The sequence below is a fragment of the Pseudomonas sp. 44 R 15 genome (genome assembly GCF_900004965.1).
Lineage (GTDB): Bacteria > Pseudomonadota > Gammaproteobacteria > Pseudomonadales > Pseudomonadaceae > Aquipseudomonas > Aquipseudomonas orientalis_A.
Genome location: NZ_CVTU01000016.1, coordinates 44,204 through 64,965, shown reverse-complemented (window position 1 = coordinate 64,965; position 20,762 = coordinate 44,204). Strand labels below are relative to the sequence as shown.

19 protein-coding genes are annotated in these 20,762 nt (G+C 62.8%); 14 read left to right on the top strand and 5 right to left on the bottom strand.

Annotation, left to right across the window (positions count from 1 at the left end; genetic code table 11):
* Both ribD and nrdR read right to left on the bottom strand, forming a co-directional pair.
* Positions 1-435: bifunctional diaminohydroxyphosphoribosylaminopyrimidine deaminase/5-amino-6-(5-phosphoribosylamino)uracil reductase RibD (ribD, locus tag BFP93_RS01200; RefSeq protein WP_065891624.1), on the bottom strand; the 435-nt coding region annotated here is incomplete at its 3' end.
* Positions 432-902: a transcriptional regulator NrdR gene (gene nrdR, locus BFP93_RS01195; RefSeq protein ID WP_065888389.1), complete on the bottom strand. Its 471-nt coding sequence runs from the start codon at positions 900-902 to the stop codon at positions 432-434. The genes nrdR and ribD, both read right to left, overlap by 4 nt.
* Positions 903-1,042: 140 nt before the next feature.
* On the opposite strand from nrdR, the gene BFP93_RS01190 reads away from it, so the two are divergent.
* The 4 genes from BFP93_RS01190 (at position 1,043) to trxA (ending at position 4,358) form a co-directional block, all read left to right on the top strand.
* Positions 1,043-1,498, top strand: a complete 456-nt coding sequence (locus BFP93_RS01190) for a YbaY family lipoprotein (protein ID WP_065891623.1) — start codon at positions 1,043-1,045, stop codon at positions 1,496-1,498.
* Positions 1,495-2,148 carry a class I SAM-dependent methyltransferase gene (locus BFP93_RS01185; protein WP_065891622.1) on the top strand — a complete coding sequence of 218 codons (654 nt, stop codon included), beginning with the start codon at positions 1,495-1,497 and terminating at the stop codon, positions 2,146-2,148. Before BFP93_RS01190 ends, BFP93_RS01185 begins: the two co-directional genes overlap by 4 nt.
* A 262-nt stretch (positions 2,149-2,410) precedes the next feature.
* The gene (locus tag BFP93_RS01180) at positions 2,411-3,412 is read left to right on the top strand and encodes an Abi family protein (protein WP_065891621.1); all 1,002 of its coding nucleotides are present in this window, start codon (positions 2,411-2,413) and stop codon (positions 3,410-3,412) included.
* 73 nt (positions 3,413-3,485) lie between these two features.
* A complete protein-coding gene (gene trxA, locus BFP93_RS01175) occupies positions 3,486-4,358 on the top strand; it encodes a thioredoxin (protein WP_065891620.1) in 873 nt (290 codons plus the stop codon).
* A gap of 104 nt (positions 4,359-4,462) precedes the next feature.
* Here the strand turns inward: trxA and BFP93_RS01170 are convergent, their stop codons facing one another.
* Positions 4,463-4,807 carry a hypothetical protein gene (locus tag BFP93_RS01170; protein WP_065888394.1) on the bottom strand — a complete coding sequence of 115 codons (345 nt, stop codon included), beginning with the start codon at positions 4,805-4,807 and terminating at the stop codon, positions 4,463-4,465.
* A gap of 131 nt (positions 4,808-4,938) precedes the next feature.
* On the opposite strand from BFP93_RS01170, the gene BFP93_RS01165 reads away from it, so the two are divergent.
* From BFP93_RS01165 to BFP93_RS01145, 5 genes are all read left to right on the top strand, one after another.
* Positions 4,939-5,547: a DUF2796 domain-containing protein gene (locus BFP93_RS01165; RefSeq protein ID WP_065891619.1), complete on the top strand. Its 609-nt coding sequence runs from the start codon at positions 4,939-4,941 to the stop codon at positions 5,545-5,547.
* Between the two features lie 6 nt (positions 5,548-5,553).
* Positions 5,554-6,264, top strand: a complete 711-nt coding sequence (locus BFP93_RS01160; protein WP_065891618.1) for an ABC transporter ATP-binding protein — start codon at positions 5,554-5,556, stop codon at positions 6,262-6,264.
* Between the two features lies 1 nt (position 6,265).
* Entirely contained in the window at positions 6,266-7,531 is a 1,266-nt protein-coding gene (locus BFP93_RS01155; protein ID WP_065891617.1) for an ABC transporter permease, read from the top strand.
* An 11-nt stretch (positions 7,532-7,542) separates the two neighbouring features.
* Positions 7,543-8,064, top strand: a complete 522-nt coding sequence (locus BFP93_RS01150; RefSeq protein ID WP_065891616.1) for a DUF3299 domain-containing protein — start codon at positions 7,543-7,545, stop codon at positions 8,062-8,064.
* Between the two features lie 288 nt (positions 8,065-8,352).
* A complete protein-coding gene (locus tag BFP93_RS01145; protein WP_065888399.1) occupies positions 8,353-9,051 on the top strand; it encodes an OmpW/AlkL family protein in 699 nt (232 codons plus the stop codon).
* Between the two features lie 124 nt (positions 9,052-9,175).
* Here the strand turns inward: BFP93_RS01145 and BFP93_RS01140 are convergent, their stop codons facing one another.
* Positions 9,176-10,060, bottom strand: coding sequence for a sugar nucleotide-binding protein (locus tag BFP93_RS01140; RefSeq protein ID WP_083203146.1), 885 nt, complete (start codon positions 10,058-10,060; stop codon positions 9,176-9,178).
* 167 nt (positions 10,061-10,227) lie between these two features.
* Here BFP93_RS01140 and BFP93_RS01135 point away from each other — a divergent pair, with 167 nt between their 5' ends.
* Positions 10,228-14,475: a DEAD/DEAH box helicase gene (locus tag BFP93_RS01135; RefSeq protein WP_065891614.1), complete on the top strand. Its 4,248-nt coding sequence runs from the start codon at positions 10,228-10,230 to the stop codon at positions 14,473-14,475.
* A gap of 111 nt (positions 14,476-14,586) precedes the next feature.
* Here BFP93_RS01135 and BFP93_RS01130 read toward each other — a convergent pair whose 3' ends face one another.
* The gene (locus BFP93_RS01130; protein WP_065891613.1) at positions 14,587-16,668 is read right to left on the bottom strand and encodes a mechanosensitive ion channel family protein; all 2,082 of its coding nucleotides are present in this window, start codon (positions 16,666-16,668) and stop codon (positions 14,587-14,589) included.
* A gap of 187 nt (positions 16,669-16,855) precedes the next feature.
* Between BFP93_RS01130 and BFP93_RS01125 the strand changes: the two genes are divergently transcribed.
* The 4 genes from BFP93_RS01125 to BFP93_RS01110 are packed head-to-tail and all read left to right on the top strand — an operon-like array spanning position 16,856 to position 20,760.
* Positions 16,856-17,782, top strand: coding sequence for a DUF72 domain-containing protein (locus tag BFP93_RS01125; protein WP_065891612.1), 927 nt, complete (start codon positions 16,856-16,858; stop codon positions 17,780-17,782).
* Positions 17,779-18,555 (top strand): endonuclease/exonuclease/phosphatase family protein, encoded by a 777-nt coding sequence (locus BFP93_RS01120; RefSeq protein WP_065891611.1) that lies wholly within the window; start codon positions 17,779-17,781, stop codon positions 18,553-18,555. The genes BFP93_RS01125 and BFP93_RS01120 overlap by 4 nt, the downstream gene beginning before the upstream one ends.
* Positions 18,552-19,814, top strand: coding sequence for a cardiolipin synthase ClsB (clsB, locus tag BFP93_RS01115; protein WP_065891610.1), 1,263 nt, complete (start codon positions 18,552-18,554; stop codon positions 19,812-19,814). The genes BFP93_RS01120 and clsB overlap by 4 nt, the downstream gene beginning before the upstream one ends.
* A complete protein-coding gene (locus tag BFP93_RS01110) occupies positions 19,804-20,760 on the top strand; it encodes a lysylphosphatidylglycerol synthase domain-containing protein (protein ID WP_065888406.1) in 957 nt (318 codons plus the stop codon). Before clsB ends, BFP93_RS01110 begins: the two co-directional genes overlap by 11 nt.
* The last annotated feature ends 2 nt before the right edge of the window (positions 20,761-20,762 follow it).

The window sequence follows — 20,762 nt, the reverse complement described above, 5'->3', positions numbered from 1 at the left end:
GAGAAAGCCCGGGTTCAGCGCACGCGCTTGAGCTTCCAGCACACCGCTGCGAACCTCGATGCCGGCCTGGGCCAGGCGCTGCATGCCGCGCCCGGCCACTTCCGGGTTCGGGTCCTGCATGCCGGCCACCACGCGCGCCACGCCGGCTGTCACCAGCGCATCGGCGCAGGGCGGCGTATGGCCATGGTGGCTGCAGGGTTCGAGGGTGACGTAGACCGTCGCGCCACGGGCCTTGTCACCGGCGGCGCGCAAGGCGTTGGGTTCGGCGTGGGGCTCGCCGGTGCGTTCGTGCCAGCCTTCGCCGACAATCTGCCCGTCACGCACGATCACGCAGCCTACCCGTGGGTTGGGGTGGGTGGTGTACAGGCCCTTGCGCGCCAACTCGAGGGCGCGCGCCATGTAGTGGGCGTCGAGGACTGCCTGTTCAGACGTCATTGCTTGGAAGGCTCACGGGCCAGGCGGTCGATCTCTTCACGGAACTCATTGAGGTCCTGGAAGCGTCGATACACCGAGGCGAAACGGATATAGGCGACTTCGTCGAGCTTTTGCAGCTCGCCCATCACCAGCTCGCCGACCACCAGGCTCTTGACCTCGCGCTCGCCGGTCGCGCGCAACTTGTGCTTGATATGCGCCAGCGCCGCCTCCAGACGCTCGACACTCACCGGGCGTTTTTCCAGGGCGCGCTGCATACCCGCGCGCAGTTTTTCTTCGTCGAAGGGCTGGCGGCTGCCGTCGGACTTGATCAGGCGCGGCAATACCAGTTCGGCGGTTTCGAAGGTGGTGAAACGTTCACCGCAGCCAGAGGCCAGGCATTCGCGCCGGCGACGCACTTGATCGCCCTCGGCGACCAGACGCGAGTCAATGACCTTGGTGTCGTTGGCACCGCAGAAGGGACAGTGCATGGTTGGCAGGCAACAAATAATAGGGAGGGCCATGGTAGCGCATCCCCGTCGCAAGACAAGCCATAGCCTTTACGGTATATAGGCAGGCTTATATGTTTCTATTTTTTAAGCCACGGATTTTGTCCTTTCTGGAGCCGTACATGCAGTTACGACCACTCGTTCTACTCACCCTGTTCAGTTTTCTGGTCGCCTGCAGCAGCGAAGCCCCCAAGCCGGCCGCACCTCAGCCAACGCCGGCACAAGAGAAAAAAGTCCCCGGCATCGAAGACCTCGGCCCCCTGCCTGCCTACCAGCGGGAAATCAGCGGCAACCTGACCAATGTGCCGGCTGGCGCCGAAGTCGAGTTGGCGCTGCTGGTGATCGACGAGCGCTCGCGCCCGCAGCAACTGCTCGCCAGCAGCGTATTGACCGGCAACGGCAAGCCCCTGGCCTTTCGCCTGCGCTTCAACCCCGAAGCGTTCCCGGCCGGTGCGCGGGTTGAATTGCGCGGTCGCGCCAGCCAGTCCGGCCAGTTGATCCTGCACCTGCCCGCCGTGCGCATCACCCAGGCGATTACCCAGACCACCGGTCCCCTGCAACTCGTCAAGGCGCCATGACACCACCGCTGCACCTGCAACGCGCCCTGAGTGAACTGATTGGCGACGCACACCTGGTGCCCTGCCAACTGCCGGGCACCGAGCTGTCGTTGTGGTTGCTCGACGCCGACAACATGGACCGTGCCTTCAGCCAGGAAGAAACCCGGCGCATCCTGCATGAGCCGCCCTACTGGAGCTTCTGCTGGGCCAGCGGCCTGGCGCTGGCGCGCTATCTGGCGGCGAACCCGGCGTGGGTAGCGGACAAGCGCGTGCTGGATTTCGGCGCCGGTTCCGGCGTGGCCGCGATTGCGGCCGCCAAGGCAGGGGCATTGGAGGTGGTGGCGTGCGACCTTGATCCGCTGGCGCTGGCGGCTTGCCGGGCGAATGCCGAACTCAACGACGTGCAGCTGGGTTATTCAACCGACTTCTTTGCAGAGGCCGATCGCTTCGACCTGATCCTGGTGGCCGACGTGCTTTACGATCGCGCCAACCTGCCGCTGCTGGATCACTTCCTGACCCGAGCCCGCGAAGCGCTGGTGGCGGACTCGCGGGTGCGCGACTTCCAGCATCCGGATTATCAGCGGCTGGACATCCTCGAGGCACTGACCCTGCCGGACCTGGCCGAGCCGTGGGAGTTTCGCAAGGTGAGCCTGTACCATTCGCGGCGATAACCGTCCACGTTACAAATTCCCGGCAATATATTGATTGAGACAAGAAAAGCCGCGGTATGGAAAATGCCAGTCCTCGCCCGCAGCTCTGACAATCGACTGCAATGTCTTCGTATTCAAACTCACTGATGTCCAACGAAGCGCAGGCCTTGCCAAACGCTGGGCATCTGCCTAACCTTTGCGCTAATACACCCGCCATGCCTCTGGTTACTTCAGTAACCAAGCACAAATTGTGCGGGTTTTTTATGCCCGGCGCTTTTGGGGCATGAGGTCATTCAGCAAGCCAGCCATAGATGTTCCTGCTCAACTGGAACTGCTCAAGCTACGCGGACTGATCATTCACAATGAAGCTCGCGCTGAGCGCTTCCTGCAGGCCGTCAGTTTCTTTCGACTTAGCCCTCATATGCGACCCTTCCAGCAGCCGGAAGATATCGATCATCGCTTTCGTGAAGGCAGCCAGTTTGGTCAGTTGACCCGCCTTTACGACTTCGACCGGCGGCTTCGTTTACTGACTATGGATGCCATCGAACGCGTCGAAATTGCCTCGCGTTGCGTTATCAGCAACCACATGGGACCCACGCATGGCAGTCATTGGTATACCAACCCGCTGCTGTTTCACCCCACCTTTGATCATCAGCGCCTGCTGACAACACTCTGCGGCAAACAAGACACGGCAACGCGTGAGTACATGCGCGAATGTGACCGGATCGACAGGTCGCACGCGAGCGATGCGAGAAAGGCGCTGCTCAAACGCCAACGGTCAAAAGAGAGCTACGCCCGCCATTACCCCGCGACCTATGACCACCCAACGCTGATGCCTGGCTGGGCGATGCTCGAAGAACTTACGCTGGGGGACCTGTCCCACCTGTACAAAGGCTTGGCCAGGGACGCCGATAAAAAAGCCGTCGCCAAGCGCTTGCTGCTCCCGGCGCCACTGATGCAGTCCTGGCTGCACACGCTGACCACCATCCGAAATATGTGCGCCCACCATTCGCGAATGTGGAACCGGCAATTGGGTGTTCGACCCGAATTACCCAGGAAGGCCACCTTTGCATGGCCCGGGCATTTGCTTGAACCAGGGCCACATAGTCGAATGTTCGCGGTTCTTTGCATGCTCAATCATCTGATGCGCCAAGTGAGTCCACAGACTCCCTGGGGCCACAGCCTGCATGTGCTTATCCGTGAATTTCCCGAGGTCAGTCTCAAAGCAATGGGTTTTCCTCAAGACTGGTACCTCGATCCGTTTTGGCATGCGCCTGAACACTAATCCCCATACGGCTTCCGATAGCCAGCGCCAGCCCTTATAGTTGCCCCCATTCCCGCTTTATTCGAGACGCCTCATGAGTGAGCCCACGCCGTACATCTTCGACGTCACTGCCGCCAACTTCGAGCAGGCAGTGATTCAGAACTCTTTCGAAAAACCTGTGCTGGTGGACTTCTGGGCCGAGTGGTGCGCGCCGTGCAAGGCGCTGATGCCGATGCTGGCGCAGATTGCCGAGAGTTATCGCGGTGAGTTGCTGCTGGCCAAGGTCGACTGCGAAGCCGAGCAGGACATCGTTGCGCGTTTCGGTATCCAGAGCCTGCCGACGGTGGTGTTGTTCAAGGATGGTCAGCCGGTGGATGGGTTTGCCGGGGCGCAGCCGGAGTCGGCGGTGCGGGCGATGCTCGAGCCCCATGTGCAGATGCCGCCACCGGCTGCGGCCGATCCGCTGGAGCAGGCACAAGCGTTGTTTGCCGAGGGCCGCATCAGCGATGCCGAAGCCATGTTGGTTGCGCTGCTGGGCGAGGACAACACCAACGCCGCCGCGCTGATCCTGTACGCGCGTTGCCTGGCCGAGCGCGGTGAACTGGATGAAGCCCAAGCCGTGCTGGACGCCGTAAAAGGCGATGAGCACAAGGCCGCCCTCGCCGGGGCCAAGGCGCAAATCACCTTCCTGCGCCAGGCTGCCGACCTGCCGGACAGCGCCGACCTGAAAAGCCGCCTGGCGCAGAACCCGCAGGATGACGAAGCGGCCTATCAGTTGAGCATTCAACAACTGGCGCGCCAGCAATACGACGCCGCGCTGGAAGGCCTGCTCAAGCTGTTCGTGCGCAATCGCAGCTACAGCGAGGGCTTGCCACACAAGACCTTGCTGCAGGTGTTCGAACTGCTGGGCAACGATCACCCGCTGGTCACGGTGTACCGCCGCAAATTGTTTGCCGCGCTGTACTGACCCTCACCCTGTAGGAGCGAGCTTGCTCGCGAAGGCCGTCAACGATAACGCGGGCATCCTGAATGAACGCGGCGCCTATGCGTTTTTCGCGAGCGAGCTCGCTCCTACGAAGCGTCGATCCAGGTGTACAGCGGCGTGTCTGCGCCGCTGGTCACTTTCACTTTGGCGCTGTGGCGCAGGCGCACCAGCAGGCGCTTGCCCGCGGCGGCGTCGCCGGCCAACCCTTCCAGTTGATCGAGCAATTCCAGGCCGCTGAGCTGCCCGGCGTTGCGCAACAGATCCTGGGCGTTCTGCCATAGATCCTCACTTTGCCTGACCGGTACCGCCGTCGACTCGGCCGGCACCGGGGCGGCCTGCAAGTGTGCGCCCAGCCGCGCCCAATCGCCGTCGTCCAGTTCCAGGGTCAAGTCCACCGGCAGGTCGCCGACGGTTCCACGAATTCGCAACATCGTCCTTACTCCCGCATTTTTTCTGACGGACATGCTCCCATGCAGCTTGCGCAACGCCAAGCGGACGGTCAAACTCTCGGCACTATTGTTATAAGATCACATAACAAAACTTTCATCTGTGGAGTCCTGTCATGCGCCGTCTGCTGCTTGCTTTGCCGTTTGCCCTGCTGCCTCTGGCTGTCGCTCACGCCCATGAAGATCACGATCATGAGCATGGCAGCCTCGGCGCTCACGAACACGGTGTGGGCCGTCTCAATGCAGTGCTGGACGGCCAGAGCCTGGAGCTTGAGCTGGACAGCCCGGCGATGAACCTGGTGGGTTTCGAACACGTCGCGACCAGTGCGGCCGACAAAGCCAAAGTCGCCGCCGCGCGCAAACAGCTGGAAAGTCCGCTGGCACTGTTCAACGTACCCAAGGCCGCCGGTTGCGTCGTCAGCACCCAGGAACTCAACAGCCCGCTGTTCGGCGACAAGCCCGAAGCCGATCACGATGATGGCGATGACAATGACCACGCCACCGACGGCAAAGGCGCTGCCGCCCATGAGCATCATCATGACCACAGCGAAATCCATGCCCACTACCAGTTCACCTGCGCCAAGCCAGAGGCACTGAGCAACCTGGACCTGAGCCAAGTGTTCAAGACCTTCCCCGCCACCCGGAAAATTCAGGTACAACTGATCGGCCCGAGCGGCCAGCAAGGTGCTGACGCGACCGCCACTGCAGCCACCCTGAAGTTCTGAGTTCACATGACCCCTGCATTGATCGAACTGTCCGACCTGGGCTTCAACTGGCCCGGTCACCCCCAGTTGCTGGACATCCCCGCGTTTCGCCTGGAGCCGGGGCAAACCCTGTTCCTCAAGGGCCCCAGCGGCAGTGGCAAAACCACCTTGCTCGGGTTGCTTGGCGGTGTGCACAAACCCAGCCGAGGCAGTATCCGCCTGCTCGGCCAGGAGCTGACCGAACTGTCTGCCGGTGCCCGCGACCGTTTTCGTGTGGACCACACCGGCTACATCTTCCAGCAGTTCAACCTGCTGCCGTTTTTGTCGGTACGTGAAAACGTCGAGCTGCCTTGCCACTTTTCCAAGCTGCGGGCCCGGCGCGCGGCCCAGCGTCACGGCAGTGTCGACCAGGCCGCAGCGACCTTGCTCGCGCACCTGGGTTTGAACGACCCGGACTTGCTCGAGCGCCGCGCCGATTCGCTGTCCATCGGCCAGCAACAACGGGTGGCCGCCGCCCGTGCACTGATCGGTCAACCGGAACTGGTGATCGCCGACGAGCCCACCTCGGCCCTCGACTACGACGCACGCGAGGCATTCATTCAACTGCTGTTCGCCGAATGCCGCGAAGCGGGCGCCAGCCTGTTGTTTGTCAGCCACGACCAAAGCCTGGCCCCGCTGTTCGACCGCAACCTGTCGCTGGCCGAACTCAATCGCGCCGCCACGCCTGCAGAGGTTTGAGATGTATTTGTTTCGTCTGGCCATGGCCAGCCTGGCCAACCGCCGCTTTACCGCGATCCTCACCGCCTTCGCCATCGCGCTTTCCGTCTGCCTGTTACTGGCGGTGGAGCGCGTGCGCGTTGAAGCGCGCAACAGCTTCGCCAGTACCATCAGCGGCACCGACCTGATCGTCGGGGCGCGCTCGGGCTCGGTAAACCTGCTGCTGTACTCGGTGTTTCGCATCGGCAACGCCACCAATAACATCCGCTGGGACAGCTACGAGCACTTCGCCGCCAACCCCAAGGTGAAATGGGCGATTCCGATTTCCCTGGGCGATTCCCATCGCGGTTACCGGGTGATGGGCACCAACGCATCCTACTTCGAGCATTACCAGTACGGCCGCAAACAGAACCTTGAACTGGCCAGCGGCCGCGCGTTTGCCACCGACCCGTTCGAAGTGGTGCTCGGCGCCGAGGTCGCCGAGGCCCTGCACTACACGCTCGGCGACAAGCTGGTGCTGGCCCATGGCGTGGCGGTGGTCAGCCTGGTCAAGCACGATGACAAGCCCTTCACCGTGGTCGGCATCCTCAAGCGCACCGGCACGCCGGTGGACCGCACGCTGCATATCAGCCTCGGCGGCATGGAGGCGATCCACATCGACTGGCACAACGGTGTCCCGGCCCAGGGCAAAGGCCGTATCAGCGCCGATCAGGCGCGCAATATGGACCTGACCCCGCAAGCCATCACCGCGTTCATGCTCGGTTTGAATAACAAGATTTCCACCTTCGCCCTGCAACGGGAAATCAATGAGTTCCGTGGCGAACCGATGCTGGCGATCCTGCCGGGCGTGGCGTTGCAAGAGCTGTGGAGCATGATGGGCACGGCGGAAAAAGCCTTGTTCGTGATCTCGTTGTTCGTGGTGCTGACCGGGTTGATCGGCATGCTCACAGCGATCCTCACCAGCCTCAACGAACGCCGCCGCGAGATGGCGATCCTGCGCTCGGTGGGCGCACGGCCGTGGCATATCGCCACGCTTTTGATCTTCGAGGCCTTCGCGCTGGCGCTGTCCGGCGTGGTGGCAGGTCTTGGTTTACTGTACCTGTGCATCGGCGTATCGCGCGGTTATTTGCAGGCCAACTACGGGCTGGACCTGCCGATGGCATGGCCGAGCGAATATGAATGGACGTTGCTCGCCGGTATCCTGGCGGCGGCGCTGTTGATGGGCAGCGTGCCTGCCTGGCGTGCCTATCGCCAGTCGTTGGCCGATGGCCTGTCCATTCGTTTATGAGGAAGCTGTCGATGCGTCGTGCCCTGTTTGCCCTGTTGCTGCTGGTGGCCGTACCTGCCTGGGCCGAGGAGCAGCCCCGGGATTTGTCGTGGCAGGAAATGATCCCAGCGGATGCGCCGCCGGAAGTGCCCAATATGAAACCGCTGCACGACCTGTCGAACATGGCCGATGCCTTGTCCGTCGAGGCCGCGCCCGCCGCTAAACAGGACTTGCCCAACGCGCCGGTGGTGCAAAGCCTCAACGGCCGGCACATTCGTTTGCCGGGGTACATCGTGCCGCTGGAAGTGAGCGAAGAGGGCCGCACCACCGAGTTCCTGTTGGTGCCGTATTTCGGCGCGTGCATCCATGTGCCGCCACCGCCGTCGAACCAGATCGTGCATGTGAAAAGCGAAGTCGGGGTGAAACTCGACGAGCTGTACCAGCCGTACTGGATCGAAGGCGCGATGCAGGTCAAGCCGTCGTCCAGTGAGTTGGCTGACGCCGGTTACCAGATGGATGCCGAGAAGATTTATATGTACGAGCTGGAGGAATAATCCCTCCCCTCAAACACACCGAAGATCAAATGTGGGAGGGGGCTTGCCCGCGACGACGTCGGCCCAGCAAACACTGATGTTGGTTGACCCACCGCTATCGGGGGCAAGTCGAATCGTCGCACCGCCCCTCCCACAGGGGATCTGCGCTAACTGACCGGTACTGGGGCAAGCCCCCCCTCCCACAGTTTTTTGCGACGTGGTTAGCCTTTCATTGAGCTGAGTCAAAAGATCGTGCGGAACGATCTTTACCATTGGACGTACAACTTTTAACGTCCTTTTGGAGCTCCCATGAACAAGTCTCTGCTCGGCGCGTCCCTCTTCGCGCTCGCCCTCGTCGTCCCTGTCGCTCACGCCCACCAGGCGGGCGACATTCTGGTTCGTGCCGGTGCAATCACCGTGAACCCGAAGGCCGACAGCAGCAGCGTCAAGGTTGACCAGGGCCCATTGGCCGGCGCCAACCTGGGCGGCAAGGCGACCATGAGCAGCGACACCCAACTGGGCTTGAACTTCGCCTACATGATCACCGATCACGTCGGTATCGAACTGCTGGCCGCCACACCGTTCGAGCACGATGTCAAGATCAAGAACACCGCCCTCGGCGCCGCCAACGGCAAGCTCGGCACACTCAAACACCTGCCGCCGACCCTGAGCGTCGTGTACTACCCGCTGGACCACCAGTCCGCGTTTCAACCCTATGTGGGCGCCGGTATCAACTACACCTGGATCTATGACGAACACGTCGGCAGCCGCGCCGAGCAAGCCGGCTTCAGCAACTTCAAGGCCGAGAACTCCTGGGGCTGGGCCGCGCAGATCGGCGCCGACTACATGATCAACGACAAATGGATGATCAACGCCCAGGCGCGCTACATCGACATCAGCACTAAGGCGACTGTGGATAACAACGCGCTGGGCCAGGGCACTCGGGCCAAGGTCAATGTGGATGTCGACCCGATGGTCTACATGGTGGGTATTGGCTACAAGTTCTAAATAACACGGCATAACAATGTGGGAGGGGGCTTGCCCCCGATAGCGGTGGACCAGTCAATAAATCTTTGACTGACACTCTGCTATCGGGGGCAAGCCCCCTCCCACATAGGGTTCTGTGTTGTTTTCAGAAGTGGCGGTAGAACCGGTCTAGCAACGCCGGCAAGCCTGCCCGCCATGCCCGTGGCTTGATGCCAAAGGTATGCAGGATTTTCTTGCAGGCCAGCACCGCGTGCTGTGGCTCGTCCGCCGCATCCGGCCGCGCGGCGTGGGCCTGGGCGGTGGGCGACTCGATGGCCAGCGCGTGGAAGTTGCGGGCTTCGGTGATAATCGCCTGGCCCAGCGCCAGCGGTGTGGTCGCCTCGTGACCGGCGTAGTGGTAGGTGCCCCACAGCGGCGCCGCGCAATCGAGTTGCTTGAGCACGGAAATGATCACCCGCGCCGCATCGTCCACCGGCGTCGGGTTGCCGCGACGGTCGTCGGCCATCAACAACTCATCCGGCTGTTCGGCCCGGGCGAGGAAGCGGCCGAGGGTGCCGTCGACGCTGTCATCCAGCAACCAGCCAAACCGCAGCAGCACATGCTGCGGGCAGGTTGCGCGTACGCTTTGCTCGATACGCCACAACGCCTGGCCGCGCAGGCCCAGGGGCACCGGCTCGTCTTTTTCGCTGTAGGCGGTGGCGCGGGAACCATCGAACACGCGGTAGCTGGACGGTTGCACCAGGGTAATGCTGTGGTGCTGGCACAGTTCGGCCAGGCGTTCGATGGCGAATTCCTGGGAAGCCAGGCGGGTTTCGCTGACGGCTTCGGCCTGGAACCAGTCGAAATAGTAGGCGAGGTTGATCAATGCATCGGGACGGGTGTCGTCGAGCAATTGGGTGAGGCTCGCGGCATCCCAGCCGTCTTGGGGCGGTTTGGGGGCGAGGAAACCGATGTCTTCCTCTGCACCGAGGCGAATCAGCGCCTGCCCGAGGGCATTCCCGCCGCCCAGTAACATAAGGCGCATTCGCATAGATTGAGCAGGCCCGGTCTGTTTGGAACGATGGTTGTTGTCGGCAGGCGCGTGAGCCTTGCCGTAGGTTTATTCCAGAATCGTTGCATTTTGCGGGTTTGTAGCGCAACCGTCACGGACAAAGTAGGTGTTTGCAACTTGTTGGAGCGACGGGTATCAATCACTACATGAACCTTCCCGACTCAACAGACAGGGCACTGGACGGCTTCCACCCCGCCGTCAGTACCTGGTTTCGCAGCACCTTCCCCTCGGTGACCGACGCGCAGGCCCGGGCGTGGCCGCTGATCCGTCAGCGCCGTTCGACGCTGATCGCCGCGCCGACCGGTTCGGGCAAGACCCTGACCGCCTTTCTCGCGGTGCTGGACGACCTGGTCCACCAGGGTCTGGCCAACGGCGGCCAACTGCCCGATGAAACCCTGGTGGTCTACATTTCGCCGCTCAAGGCGCTGTCCAACGACATTCAACTCAACCTGCAAAACCCGCTGGCCGGCATCACCGAGCATCTTGAAAAATCCGGCCTGCCGACGTTGGTGATCCGCACCGCAGTGCGCACCGGCGACACTCCGCAAAAAGACCGCGCGCAGATGCGCAAGCGTGCGCCGCACATCCTGGTCACCACCCCGGAATCGCTGTATGTGCTGCTGGGCTCGGACTCGGGCAGGCAGATGCTCGCCAGCACGCGCACGGTGATCGTCGATGAGATCCACGCGATTGCCGCCGGCAAGCGCGGCAGCCACCTGGCGTTAAGCCTGGAGCGCCTGCAAGCCTTGTGCGCCGAGGCGCTGACGCGCATCGGCCTGTCGGCCACGCAAAAGCCTATCGATGCGGTGTCGCGGTTTTTGGTCGGTAGCGGCCGCGAGTGCGCCATTGTCGACATCGGCCACGCCCGCCCGCGCGACCTGGCTATCGAAGTGCCGCCAGTGCCGCTCTCCGCGGTGATGGCCAATGATGTGTGGGAGCTGGTCTACGACCGCCTCGCCGAGCTGGCGCGCGAACACCGCACCACGCTGATATTCGTGAACACCCGGCGCCTGGCCGAACGCTTGGCGCGGCATCTGAGCGAGCGTTTGGGCAAGACGGCGGTGGCCGCCCACCACGGCAGCCTGGCCAAGGAAATGCGCCTGGACGCCGAGCAACGCCTCAAGGCCGGTGCGCTGCAAGTGCTGATCGCCACCGCGTCGCTGGAGCTGGGCATTGATATCGGCGATGTGGACCTGGTCTGCCAGATCGGCTCGCCTGGCTCGATCAACGGATTTCTGCAACGGGTCGGCCGCTCCGGGCACCAGGTCGGCGGTACGCCCAAGGGCCGCCTGTTTGCCACCACCCGTGACGACTTGATCGAATGCGCCGCCCTCCTCGACTGCGTGCGCCGGGGCGAGCTCGACACCTTGCACATCCCCGTGGCGCCGCTGGACGTGCTGGCCCAGCAGATCATCGCCGAAGTCAGCGCGCGCGAATGGTCGGAAGCGGCCCTGCTGACGCTTGTCCGCCGCGCCGCGCCCTATGCCACGCTGGACGAGCGCCATTACCAGGCGCTGTTGCACATGCTCGCCGACGGCTACAACGGCCGCCAGGGCATGCGCAGCGCTTATCTGCATCGGGACGCCGTGACTCACACCTTGCGCGGCCGCCGTGGCGCCCGGCTCACGGCCGTGACCAGCGGCGGCACCATCCCCGACAACGCCGACTACAGCGTGCTGCTCGAGCCCCAGAGCCTGAACATCGGCAGCGTCAACGAAGACTTTGCGGTGGAAAGCATCGCCGGCGATATTTTCCAGCTCGGCAATACGTCCTACCGCATCCTGCGGGTGGACGCCGGCAAGGTGCGCGTCGAGGACGCCCACGGTCAGCCGCCGACCATTCCGTTCTGGATAGGCGAAGCGCCGGGGCGCAGCAACGAGTTGTCGGCGGCGGTGGCCCGTCTGCAGGGGCAGTTGGACTACCTGCTCGGCGCCAGCCCCGGTGACCTGCAACCGGCGCAGGCGTGGCTCACCGACACCCTCGGCCTGGACCGCGCCAGCGCCGAACAACTGCTGGATTACCTGGCCCGCACGCGCCTGGCCCTCAGCGCCTTGCCGTCGCAGGACACCTTGATCATGGAGCGTTTTTTCGACGCGTCCGGCGGCACCCAGTTGATCATCCACACGCCCTTTGGCAGCCGTATCAACCGCGCCTGGGGCCTGGCCCTGCGCAAGCGCTTTTGCCGCACCTTCAACTTCGAGCTGCAAGCGGCGGCCAGCGAAAATGCGATTGTGCTGTCGCTGTCCACCAGCCACAGCTTTGCGCTGGATGACGTGTGGCGCTACCTCAACAGCAACAGCGCCGAACACCTGCTGATCCAGGCCGTGCTGGATGCGCCGCTGTTCGGCGTGCGCTGGCGCTGGAACGCCGGCGTGGCCCTGGCATTGCCGCGCTACACCGGCGGGCGCAAGGTGGCGCCGCAGATCCAGCGCATGAAAAGCGAAGACCTGATCGCCAGTGTGTTTCCCGACCAGATTGCCTGCCTGGAAAACCTCGCCGGCGAGCGCGAAGTGCCCGACCACCCGCTGGTGGAACAAACCCTCGATGACTGCCTGCACGAAGCCATGGACAGCGAAGGCTGGCTGGCCCTGTTGCGACGCATGGAAGCAGGCGACGTGCGCATGGTCAGCCGCGACCTGCCCGCGCCCTCGCCGATGGCCGCCGAAATTCTCAGCGCGCGCCCCTACACCTTTCTCGATGACGCGCCACTGGAAGAACGCCGCACCCAGGCGGTGCTCAACCGCCGCTGGAGCGACCCGCAGAGTACCGACGATCTCGGCGCACTGGATGCCGAGGCGATCGCCGGGGTACGCGAGGAGGCCTGGCCCGCGCCCCAGGGGCCGGATGAAATGCACGAAGCGCTGATGAGCCTGGCCTGTATTGCAGAGCAGGAGGTCACGCCAGAATGGGCCAAGTGGCTGCGGGCTTTGCACAAGGCCGGACGTGCTTATCCGTTGCCCAACGGCCTGTGGGTAGCCGTGGAACGCTTGAGCTGTTTGCAGGCAATCTACCCGCACAACCTGCCGCTGCTGCCGGGTTTCGATGAACCCTGGACATCCGATGAGGCCTTGGTGGAAGTGCTGCGCGCGCGCCTGGGCGGTTTCGGCCCATTGACGCTGCCCGAGATTGCCGCGCCCCTGGCGCTGCTCCCCGCTACCGTGGCCCAGGGGTTGGCGCGGCTGGAGCAGGAAGGCTACGTGCTGCGCGGGCACTTCAGCCCAGGCTGTAGCGCTGAGCAATGGTGCGAACGGCACCTGCTGGCGCGTATTCATCGCTACACGGTCAAGCGCCTGCGCCGGGAAATCGAACCGGTGGCGCTGCAGGATTTCATGCGATTTCTGTTCGACTGGCAGCACTTGTCCGACAGCACGCGCGGCCAGGGCAGCGCGGTGTTGCCGCAGATAGTCGCCCAGTTCGAAGGCTACGCCGCCGCCACGTCGGCCTGGGACAGTGACCTGCTCAGTGCGCGTATCAAGGATTACGCCTCGACCTGGCTCGACGACCTGTGCCGCAGTGGCAAGCTGGTGTGGACGCGCCTGAGCCACAAAGCCGGCGCCATTGCCTTGCGCAGCACGCCAATCGTGCTGTTACCGCGCAGCCAGGTGCCGTTGTGGAGCGGGCTGACCGAACAGACCGACAGCACGACGCTGTCGCCCAGGGCGCAGAAAGTCCATTTGGCCCTGCGCGAACAAGGCGCGTTGTTTTTCGATGAACTGGTACATGAAGCCCATCTGCTGCGCAGCGAGTTGGAAACCGCGCTGCAGGAGCTGGTCGGCGCGGGATTGGTGAATGCCGACAGCTTTGCCGGGCTGCGCGCCCTGACCACGCCCGCCAGCAAACGCCAGGCGCGCAGCAGCCGGCGTGGACGCGGCGCCTTTATCGGCGGCATGGACGATGCCGGGCGCTGGGCATTGTTACGCCGCGCGCCAGCCGAGCCCGGTGCGCATTCGGCCGAGACGCTGGAGCATGTCGCGATGACCCTGCTGCGCCGCTATGGCGTGGTGTTCTGGCGCCTGCTGGAGCGCGAAGCGGACTGGTTGCCGAGCTGGCGCGAATTGCTGCGCACCTACCACCGCCTCGAAGCGCGGGGCGAGATTCGCGGCGGGCGGTTTGTCAGTGGCCTGGCGGGGGAACAGTTCGCACTGCCGGAGGCGATCCCGTTGCTGCGTGAAGTACGGCGCCGGCCCCATGACGGCAGCTTGATCGCAGTGTGCGGGGCCGACCCGCTGAACCTTGTCGGCACACTGCTGCCGGGAAGCAAAGTGCCGGCGGTGAGTGGCAATCGGATTGTGTACAAGGATGGCGTGCCGGCGGGGGTGATGGTGGGGGGTAAGCAGCAGGTGTTGCTGGAGGTGGATCAGCAGGCGATTCAGGAGAAGTTGCTCAGGCGGTGAGTTTGAGGGCCTCATCGGGGGCAAGCCCCCTCCCACACTGGATCTGCGAACACCGTTCAAATGTGGGAGGGGGCTTGCCCCCGATCGCGCCAGCTCAGGCACCCCAATCATTCACTCGGCACGCGGCTGCTCGGTCATCTCCACCTCATGCTCCTGCCCCACCCGCTTGGGCAACACAACCTGCTGTGGATAAGTCTGCGCGAAATGCACTTCGTCGCAGTTATCCACAAGCTTCTTCAAGCGCTGGTTAAACGCGCGGCTCACCGCATATTGCCCACCCGACACGGTACGGAACTGCGCCGTCAGTACCACGCCATTGAGGTCCATCTTGTCGACACCGAACACCTCCAGTGGCCCTTGCAGGTTGTACTTGAGGAACACGTCGTCGCGGATCGACTGGCCGGCCTCGCGGATCAGTTCCACGGCTTTGTCCACATCGGTGTCGTAGGTGAACTGCACTGAGAAAAACGCATACGCAAACTGACGCGACTGGTTGGTAACCGCCTTGATCTGCCCGAACGGCACCGAATGCACAAAGCCCTTGCCGTCGCGCAGGCGCAGGGTGCGAATAGTCAGGCCCTCGACCGTGCCGGCGTGGCCGGAGTCGAGTACCACCCAGTCGCCGATCGACAGGGTGTCTTCGATGATGATGAAGAGGCCGGTGATCACGTCCTGCACCAGTTGCTGCGAGCCGAAACCGATGGCCAGGCCGACCACACCCGCACCCGCCAGCAGCGGCGCGACGTTGATGCCCAGGTTGGCCATGGTGGTGATCGCACAAATCACCACCAGGATGATTTTCACCGCGTTGCGCAACAGCGGCAGGATGGTTTTAACACGGGTACTGGGCTGGCGGCTGGAGCGCTTGTTCACCGGGGGTTTGAGCGCTTCCTGGATCGCCGTATCGAGCACCACCCAGAACAGCCAGGTCATCAGCAGGATCAAGCCGATGCTGCTGAGGGAATCGCTGATCGCCCGGCCCACCGAGTTGCGCTGGGCAAACTCGAACAACGACACGCCCCAGATACGCCCGAGGATTTCGATAAAAGCCACCGCCATGACGATGCGCAATATCGCGTGCAACAGGCTGAGGAAGCGCTCCTTGTAGGCGCTGCTGCGCTGGATCGCCACTTGGCTGCGAGACTTGAACAGGTGTTGCAGCACGGTGCTGAGAAACACCGTGCCGATCAGCAGGATGGTGGTGAACAAGGCACAGCGCAGGGCCTTTTGATTGTCGTCGCCGGCACCGATCAGGTTGATTGCCGAGACCAGCACCATCAGCAGAATCGGCCAGTACCAGAGCCCGGAAAATACCCGCAACGACTGCTGCAACGCCGGATGCTTGAGACGCTGGGCCAGCGGCCGATTACGGATCAGGTGCGCCACCGGACGGCGCAGACGCACCACCAGCACGCCAAAGATCACCGTCGCGAACAGGCCGGTAAACACCGCGATACTGCTGGTGATATTGCCGCCGAGCTGACGGGCGATCTGCGGGCTGGTCAACGCGTCGCTGAGGGCGGCGAGGAAGCCGATCAGGAACAGCGGTTTGGGGCAATAGTCGCGGATCAACCGCACCGCCGGGCGCTTGTGGCCGAGGTTGAACATGACGATGACGCACAGCAGCATCGAGGTGGAGAAGATGCCGCTGCTGGTGGCGTAGGCAAAACACAGCGCCAGCGCCCGGCCCACGGAGGTGGCTAAAAAGTGGCTGACATACAACGTCAACGGCAGGCAGATAATGGCCGGGAGGGTGTAGGGCACCACATACCCCAGCACCGCCAGCAGGCGCGCCCGGCGCTGGAAAAAACCCCGCAGGCCCAAGCGCCGCACGATAAGGCGGCCCACCAGCGTCAGCACTGCAAAGGCACCGATCCACACGGCCGACAGCAGCAGGAAATCTCCGGCCACGCTCCATGGCGAGCGCGCCGCCGTCTGGTCGACCAGACGCCCGACTTCATTCGCGGCCCGGTCGGCACGCAGGCGCCACTCGTCGATGAAATTCTGATTGAGGTCCAGCTTCTGTTGCACATCATCAATGCTGGAGCTGATGGCCCCGAGCAGGCCGCCCTCCACCAGCAATTCCGGCTTGGCCGGGGCTTCGGGTTCCGGCGCGGTGGCCGCGGCTTGCAGTGCGCCGTTGCCGCATAGCAGCAGCGCGACGAGCAGTAATGCAGTCTTTAAATTCAGCAAAACACCGGGCTCCTTCTGGGGGTCTGTAAGGAACTGACGGGTTTGAGCCGTGATCGTTCCCCTGATTCGCCCGGCCCTGCCCCACCTCCTGCCCCTCTACCGCCTGTAGGAATGTGGAAACTTTCGGCCAAAGATCGTAGTCATCCCAAAATGCGGGGCAATCGACCCTGGATCAACGGGAGTAAGCATGGCGGCGATTCACATCGGCATTTCCGGCTGGCGCTACACGCCCTGGCGGGGCGATTTCTACCCCGAAGGCTTGACCCAGAAACGCGAGTTGCAGTTTGCCTCACGCGCCGTCAATGCGATCGAAATCAACGGTTCGTTCTACGCGCTGCAAACCCCCAAGCGCTACGCCGAGTGGTATGCCGACACGCCCGAAGGGTTCATGTTCAGCGTCAAGGCCCCGCGCTATATCACCCACATCCTGCGCCTGCGCGATGTACACAAGCCCATGGCGAATTTCTTCGCCTCCGGGGTATTGGAGCTCAAGGACAAGCTTGGGCCGATCCTCTGGCAGTTCCCGCCCAGCTTCAAGTTCGACCCGCCCCTGTTCGAAGCCTTTCTGGCCGAATTGCCCACCACCACCTTGCAGGCCGCCGCCCTCGCCCATCAGCATGAGCCACGTCTCAATGGCAAGGCGAGCATGAAGGCCTACGGCAAGCAGCCGTTGCGCCATGCGGTGGAAATTCGCCACAAGAGCTTTGCGGTGCCTGAGTTTGTGCAGTTGCTGGACAAGTACGGCGTCGCCCTAGTGGTGGCGGACACGGCTGGCAAGTGGCCATATGCCGAAGACGTCACTGCCAACTTCCTGTACCTGCGCCTGCATGGCGACAAGCAGTTGTACGCCAGTGGCTACACCGACGACGCCCTCGCGCGCTGGGGCGAGCGCATCGAGCGTTGGCGGCACGGCAAACAGCCCGCGGATGCGCAGTTGATCGACCCGCAACACAAGCCACGCGCGCGCAAACAGCGCGACGTGTTCTGCTTTTTCGATAACGACATCAAGGTGCGTGCGCCTTTCGATGCCCGTCAATTGTTGCAGCGTTTGGGTCTGGATGAGCACCTGGCGACAGCGCCGGGGCAACTGCCGGAACCTGGAGTGCTGCCATGACACAGCCGGAGTTGATTCCCATCACACCCACTGCCCCCATTACTCGCTTTACCGTGCTGACGGTCAATATCCACAAGGGTTTCACCGCCTTGAATCGGCGTTTCATCCTGCCCGAATTGCGCGAAGCCGTGCGCAGCGTGGGCGCCGACATGGTGTTCCTGCAGGAAATCCATGGCACCCACGAGCAGCATCCGCAGCGCTACAGCGACTGGCCGAAGATGCCGCAGTACGAGTTCCTCGCCGACAGCATCTGGCCGCAGTTCGCCTACGGGCGCAACGCGGTCTACCCCCATGGCGACCACGGCAACGCGTTGTTGTCGAAATTCCAGATCATCCGCCACGACAACCTCGACATCTCCCAGAGCGGCCACGAAAACCGCGGCCTGCTGCATTGCGTCCTGCGCCTGCCGGGCAGCGGGCAGGAAGTGCATGCAATCTGCATCCACCTGGGCCTGCGTGAGGTGCATCGCCAGCAGCAATTGCGCTTGCTGGAGCAACGTATCAGCGAGATTCCGGCCGATGCGCCGGTGGTGGTCGCCGGCGATTTCAACGACTGGCGCCAGCGTGCCGACCTGAGCCAAAGCGGCCTTGAGGAAGTCTTCGTGCAGACCTTAGGCAAACCGGCGCGCACCTTTCCCGCGCGCCTGCCCTTGTTGCCGCTGGACCGCATCTACGTGCGCAATCTGAAAGTGCATAACCCCCGGGTGCTGACCACGCGCCCCTGGTCCCATTTGTCTGACCATGTGCCGCTGTCGGTGGAGATTGAGCTATGAACGTTGCTGTAGAACATATCGCCACCGATCAGCCGCCGGATGATGCCAAGGCGCGCGACCTCGATTACGGCTGGCAGAGCGGCAACCGCATCGAGTTGCTGGAAAATGGCGAGGCCTACTTTCCCAAGGTGTTCGAGGCCATGCGCGTGGCGCAGCGCGAGATTCTGCTTGAGACGTTTATCCTCTTCGAGGACAAGGTCGGCTTTGAGCTCAAAGCCATCCTGATCGACGCCGCGCAGCGCGGAGTGAAGGTGGTGGCCAGCCTGGATGGCTTTGGTTGCGGCGAACTGAGCACGGCATTTTTGCGCGAGCTGGCCGAGGCCGGGGTGGTGGTGCAGATGTTCGATCCGGCCTCGAAGACGCTGGGTATCCGCACCAACTGGTTCCGTCGCCTGCACCGCAAAATCGTGGTGGTGGATGCCAGCGTGGCGTTCATCGGTGGTATCAACTTTTCCGCCGACCATCTGGGTGACTTCGGCCCTGAAGCCAAGCAGGACTATGCGGTGCAAATCGTTGGCCCGGCGGTGGCCGACCTGCACCACTTCGCCCTGGCGCAAAGCGGTCGCCAGGTGCGCACGCGGCGTGGATGGCGGCGGCGCGAGCAACGTCCTACGCCATGGGCAACGTCTGACGAAAACGGTCTGGTACGCCTGATTTATCGCGACAACGTGCAGCATCGCGATGATATCGAAGAAGCCTATATTCACGCCTTGAGCAAAGCGCGTACGCGCGCCGTGATTGCCAACGCGTATTTCTTCCCCGGTTACCGTCTGCTGCGTGAAATCCGCAACGCCGCGCGCCGTGGCGTGCACGTGCAATTGATCATGCAGGGCCAACCGGATGTGCTGCTCGCCAAGCTGGCGGCGCGCATGCTGTATGACTATCTGCTCAAGGACGGCGTGGTCATTCACGAGTACTGCCAGCGCCCCCTGCACGGCAAGGTGGCGTTGATAGACGATGACTGGAGCACCGTAGGCTCAAGCAACCTGGACCCGTTGAGCCTGGCATTGAACCTTGAAGCCAATGTGCTGATTCGCGACCGGGCGTTCAATCAGCAGTTGTACGAAAGCCTGGAAGCGCTCGCCAGGGACCATTGCCAGACCATGCCGGCAAAACGCAAACCGCGCCTGTGGTTATGGCGCCTGACCGTGGGCTTCCTGGTCTTTCATGTGATGCGTCACTTCCCCGCCCTCACCGGCTGGCTGCCGGCACACAAGCCGCGTTTGAAACCCATTGAGAGTCCGGCCCATGACGTCTGAAAAAAACGGCTCGCGGTTCCAGCGCTGGAAGAAGCCCCTGACCCTTGCGTTCTTTGTGCTGCTTATCGTGCTGTTCACCTTGCTTGCCCGACGCATCGACTGGAGCGAAGTGCTGCAGACGTTGAGCGAATTCAAGGTGCGCACCCTGCTGATCGCCGGCGCGCTGACCGTGTGCAGCTTTATTGTGTATGCCTGCTTCGACCTGATCGGCCGCACCTACATTCGCCAGCCCTTGCGCTGGAAGCAGATCCTGCCCGTGGGCATCATCAGCTACGCGTTCAACCTCAACCTGAGCGCGTGGGTGGGCGGCATCGCCATGCGTTATCGGCTGTATTCGCGATTGGGGGTGAGCACCGGCAATATCGCCAAGATCCTGGGGCTGAGCCTGGCCACCAACTGGTTCGGCTATATGGCGATCTCGGGCGTGATCTTCAGCAGCGGCCTGGTCACCATGCCGCCGGGCTGGAAGGTCAGCACCACGGCATTGCAAGGCATCGGTGCGCTGTTGGTGCTGGCAAGCCTCGGTTACCTGGTGGCCTGCCAGTTTTCGAAAAAACGTGCGTGGACGATTCGCGGCATGGAAATCAACCTGCCGTCGCTGCGCATGGCGTGCTTGCAATTGATGTTGGGCGCATTGAACTGGTCGCTGATGGCGGCGGTGATTTTCACGCTGTTGCCGGCGAAACTGGATTATCCGCTGGTGCTGGGGGTGCTGCTGATCAGCGCGATTGCCGGGGTGCTCACGCATATTCCAGCGGGCCTTGGGGTGCTGGAAGCGGTATTTATCGGGCTGCTGCAGCATGAGGCGTCGCGCGGCAGTCTGCTGGCCGGGTTGATTGCCTATCGGGCGATCTACTTCATCTGCCCGTTGTTGATCGCGCTGGTGATGTATTTGGGGGTGGAAGCGAAGGCCAAGGCGTTGCGGGTGAAGAAAACACCCGCTTAGCG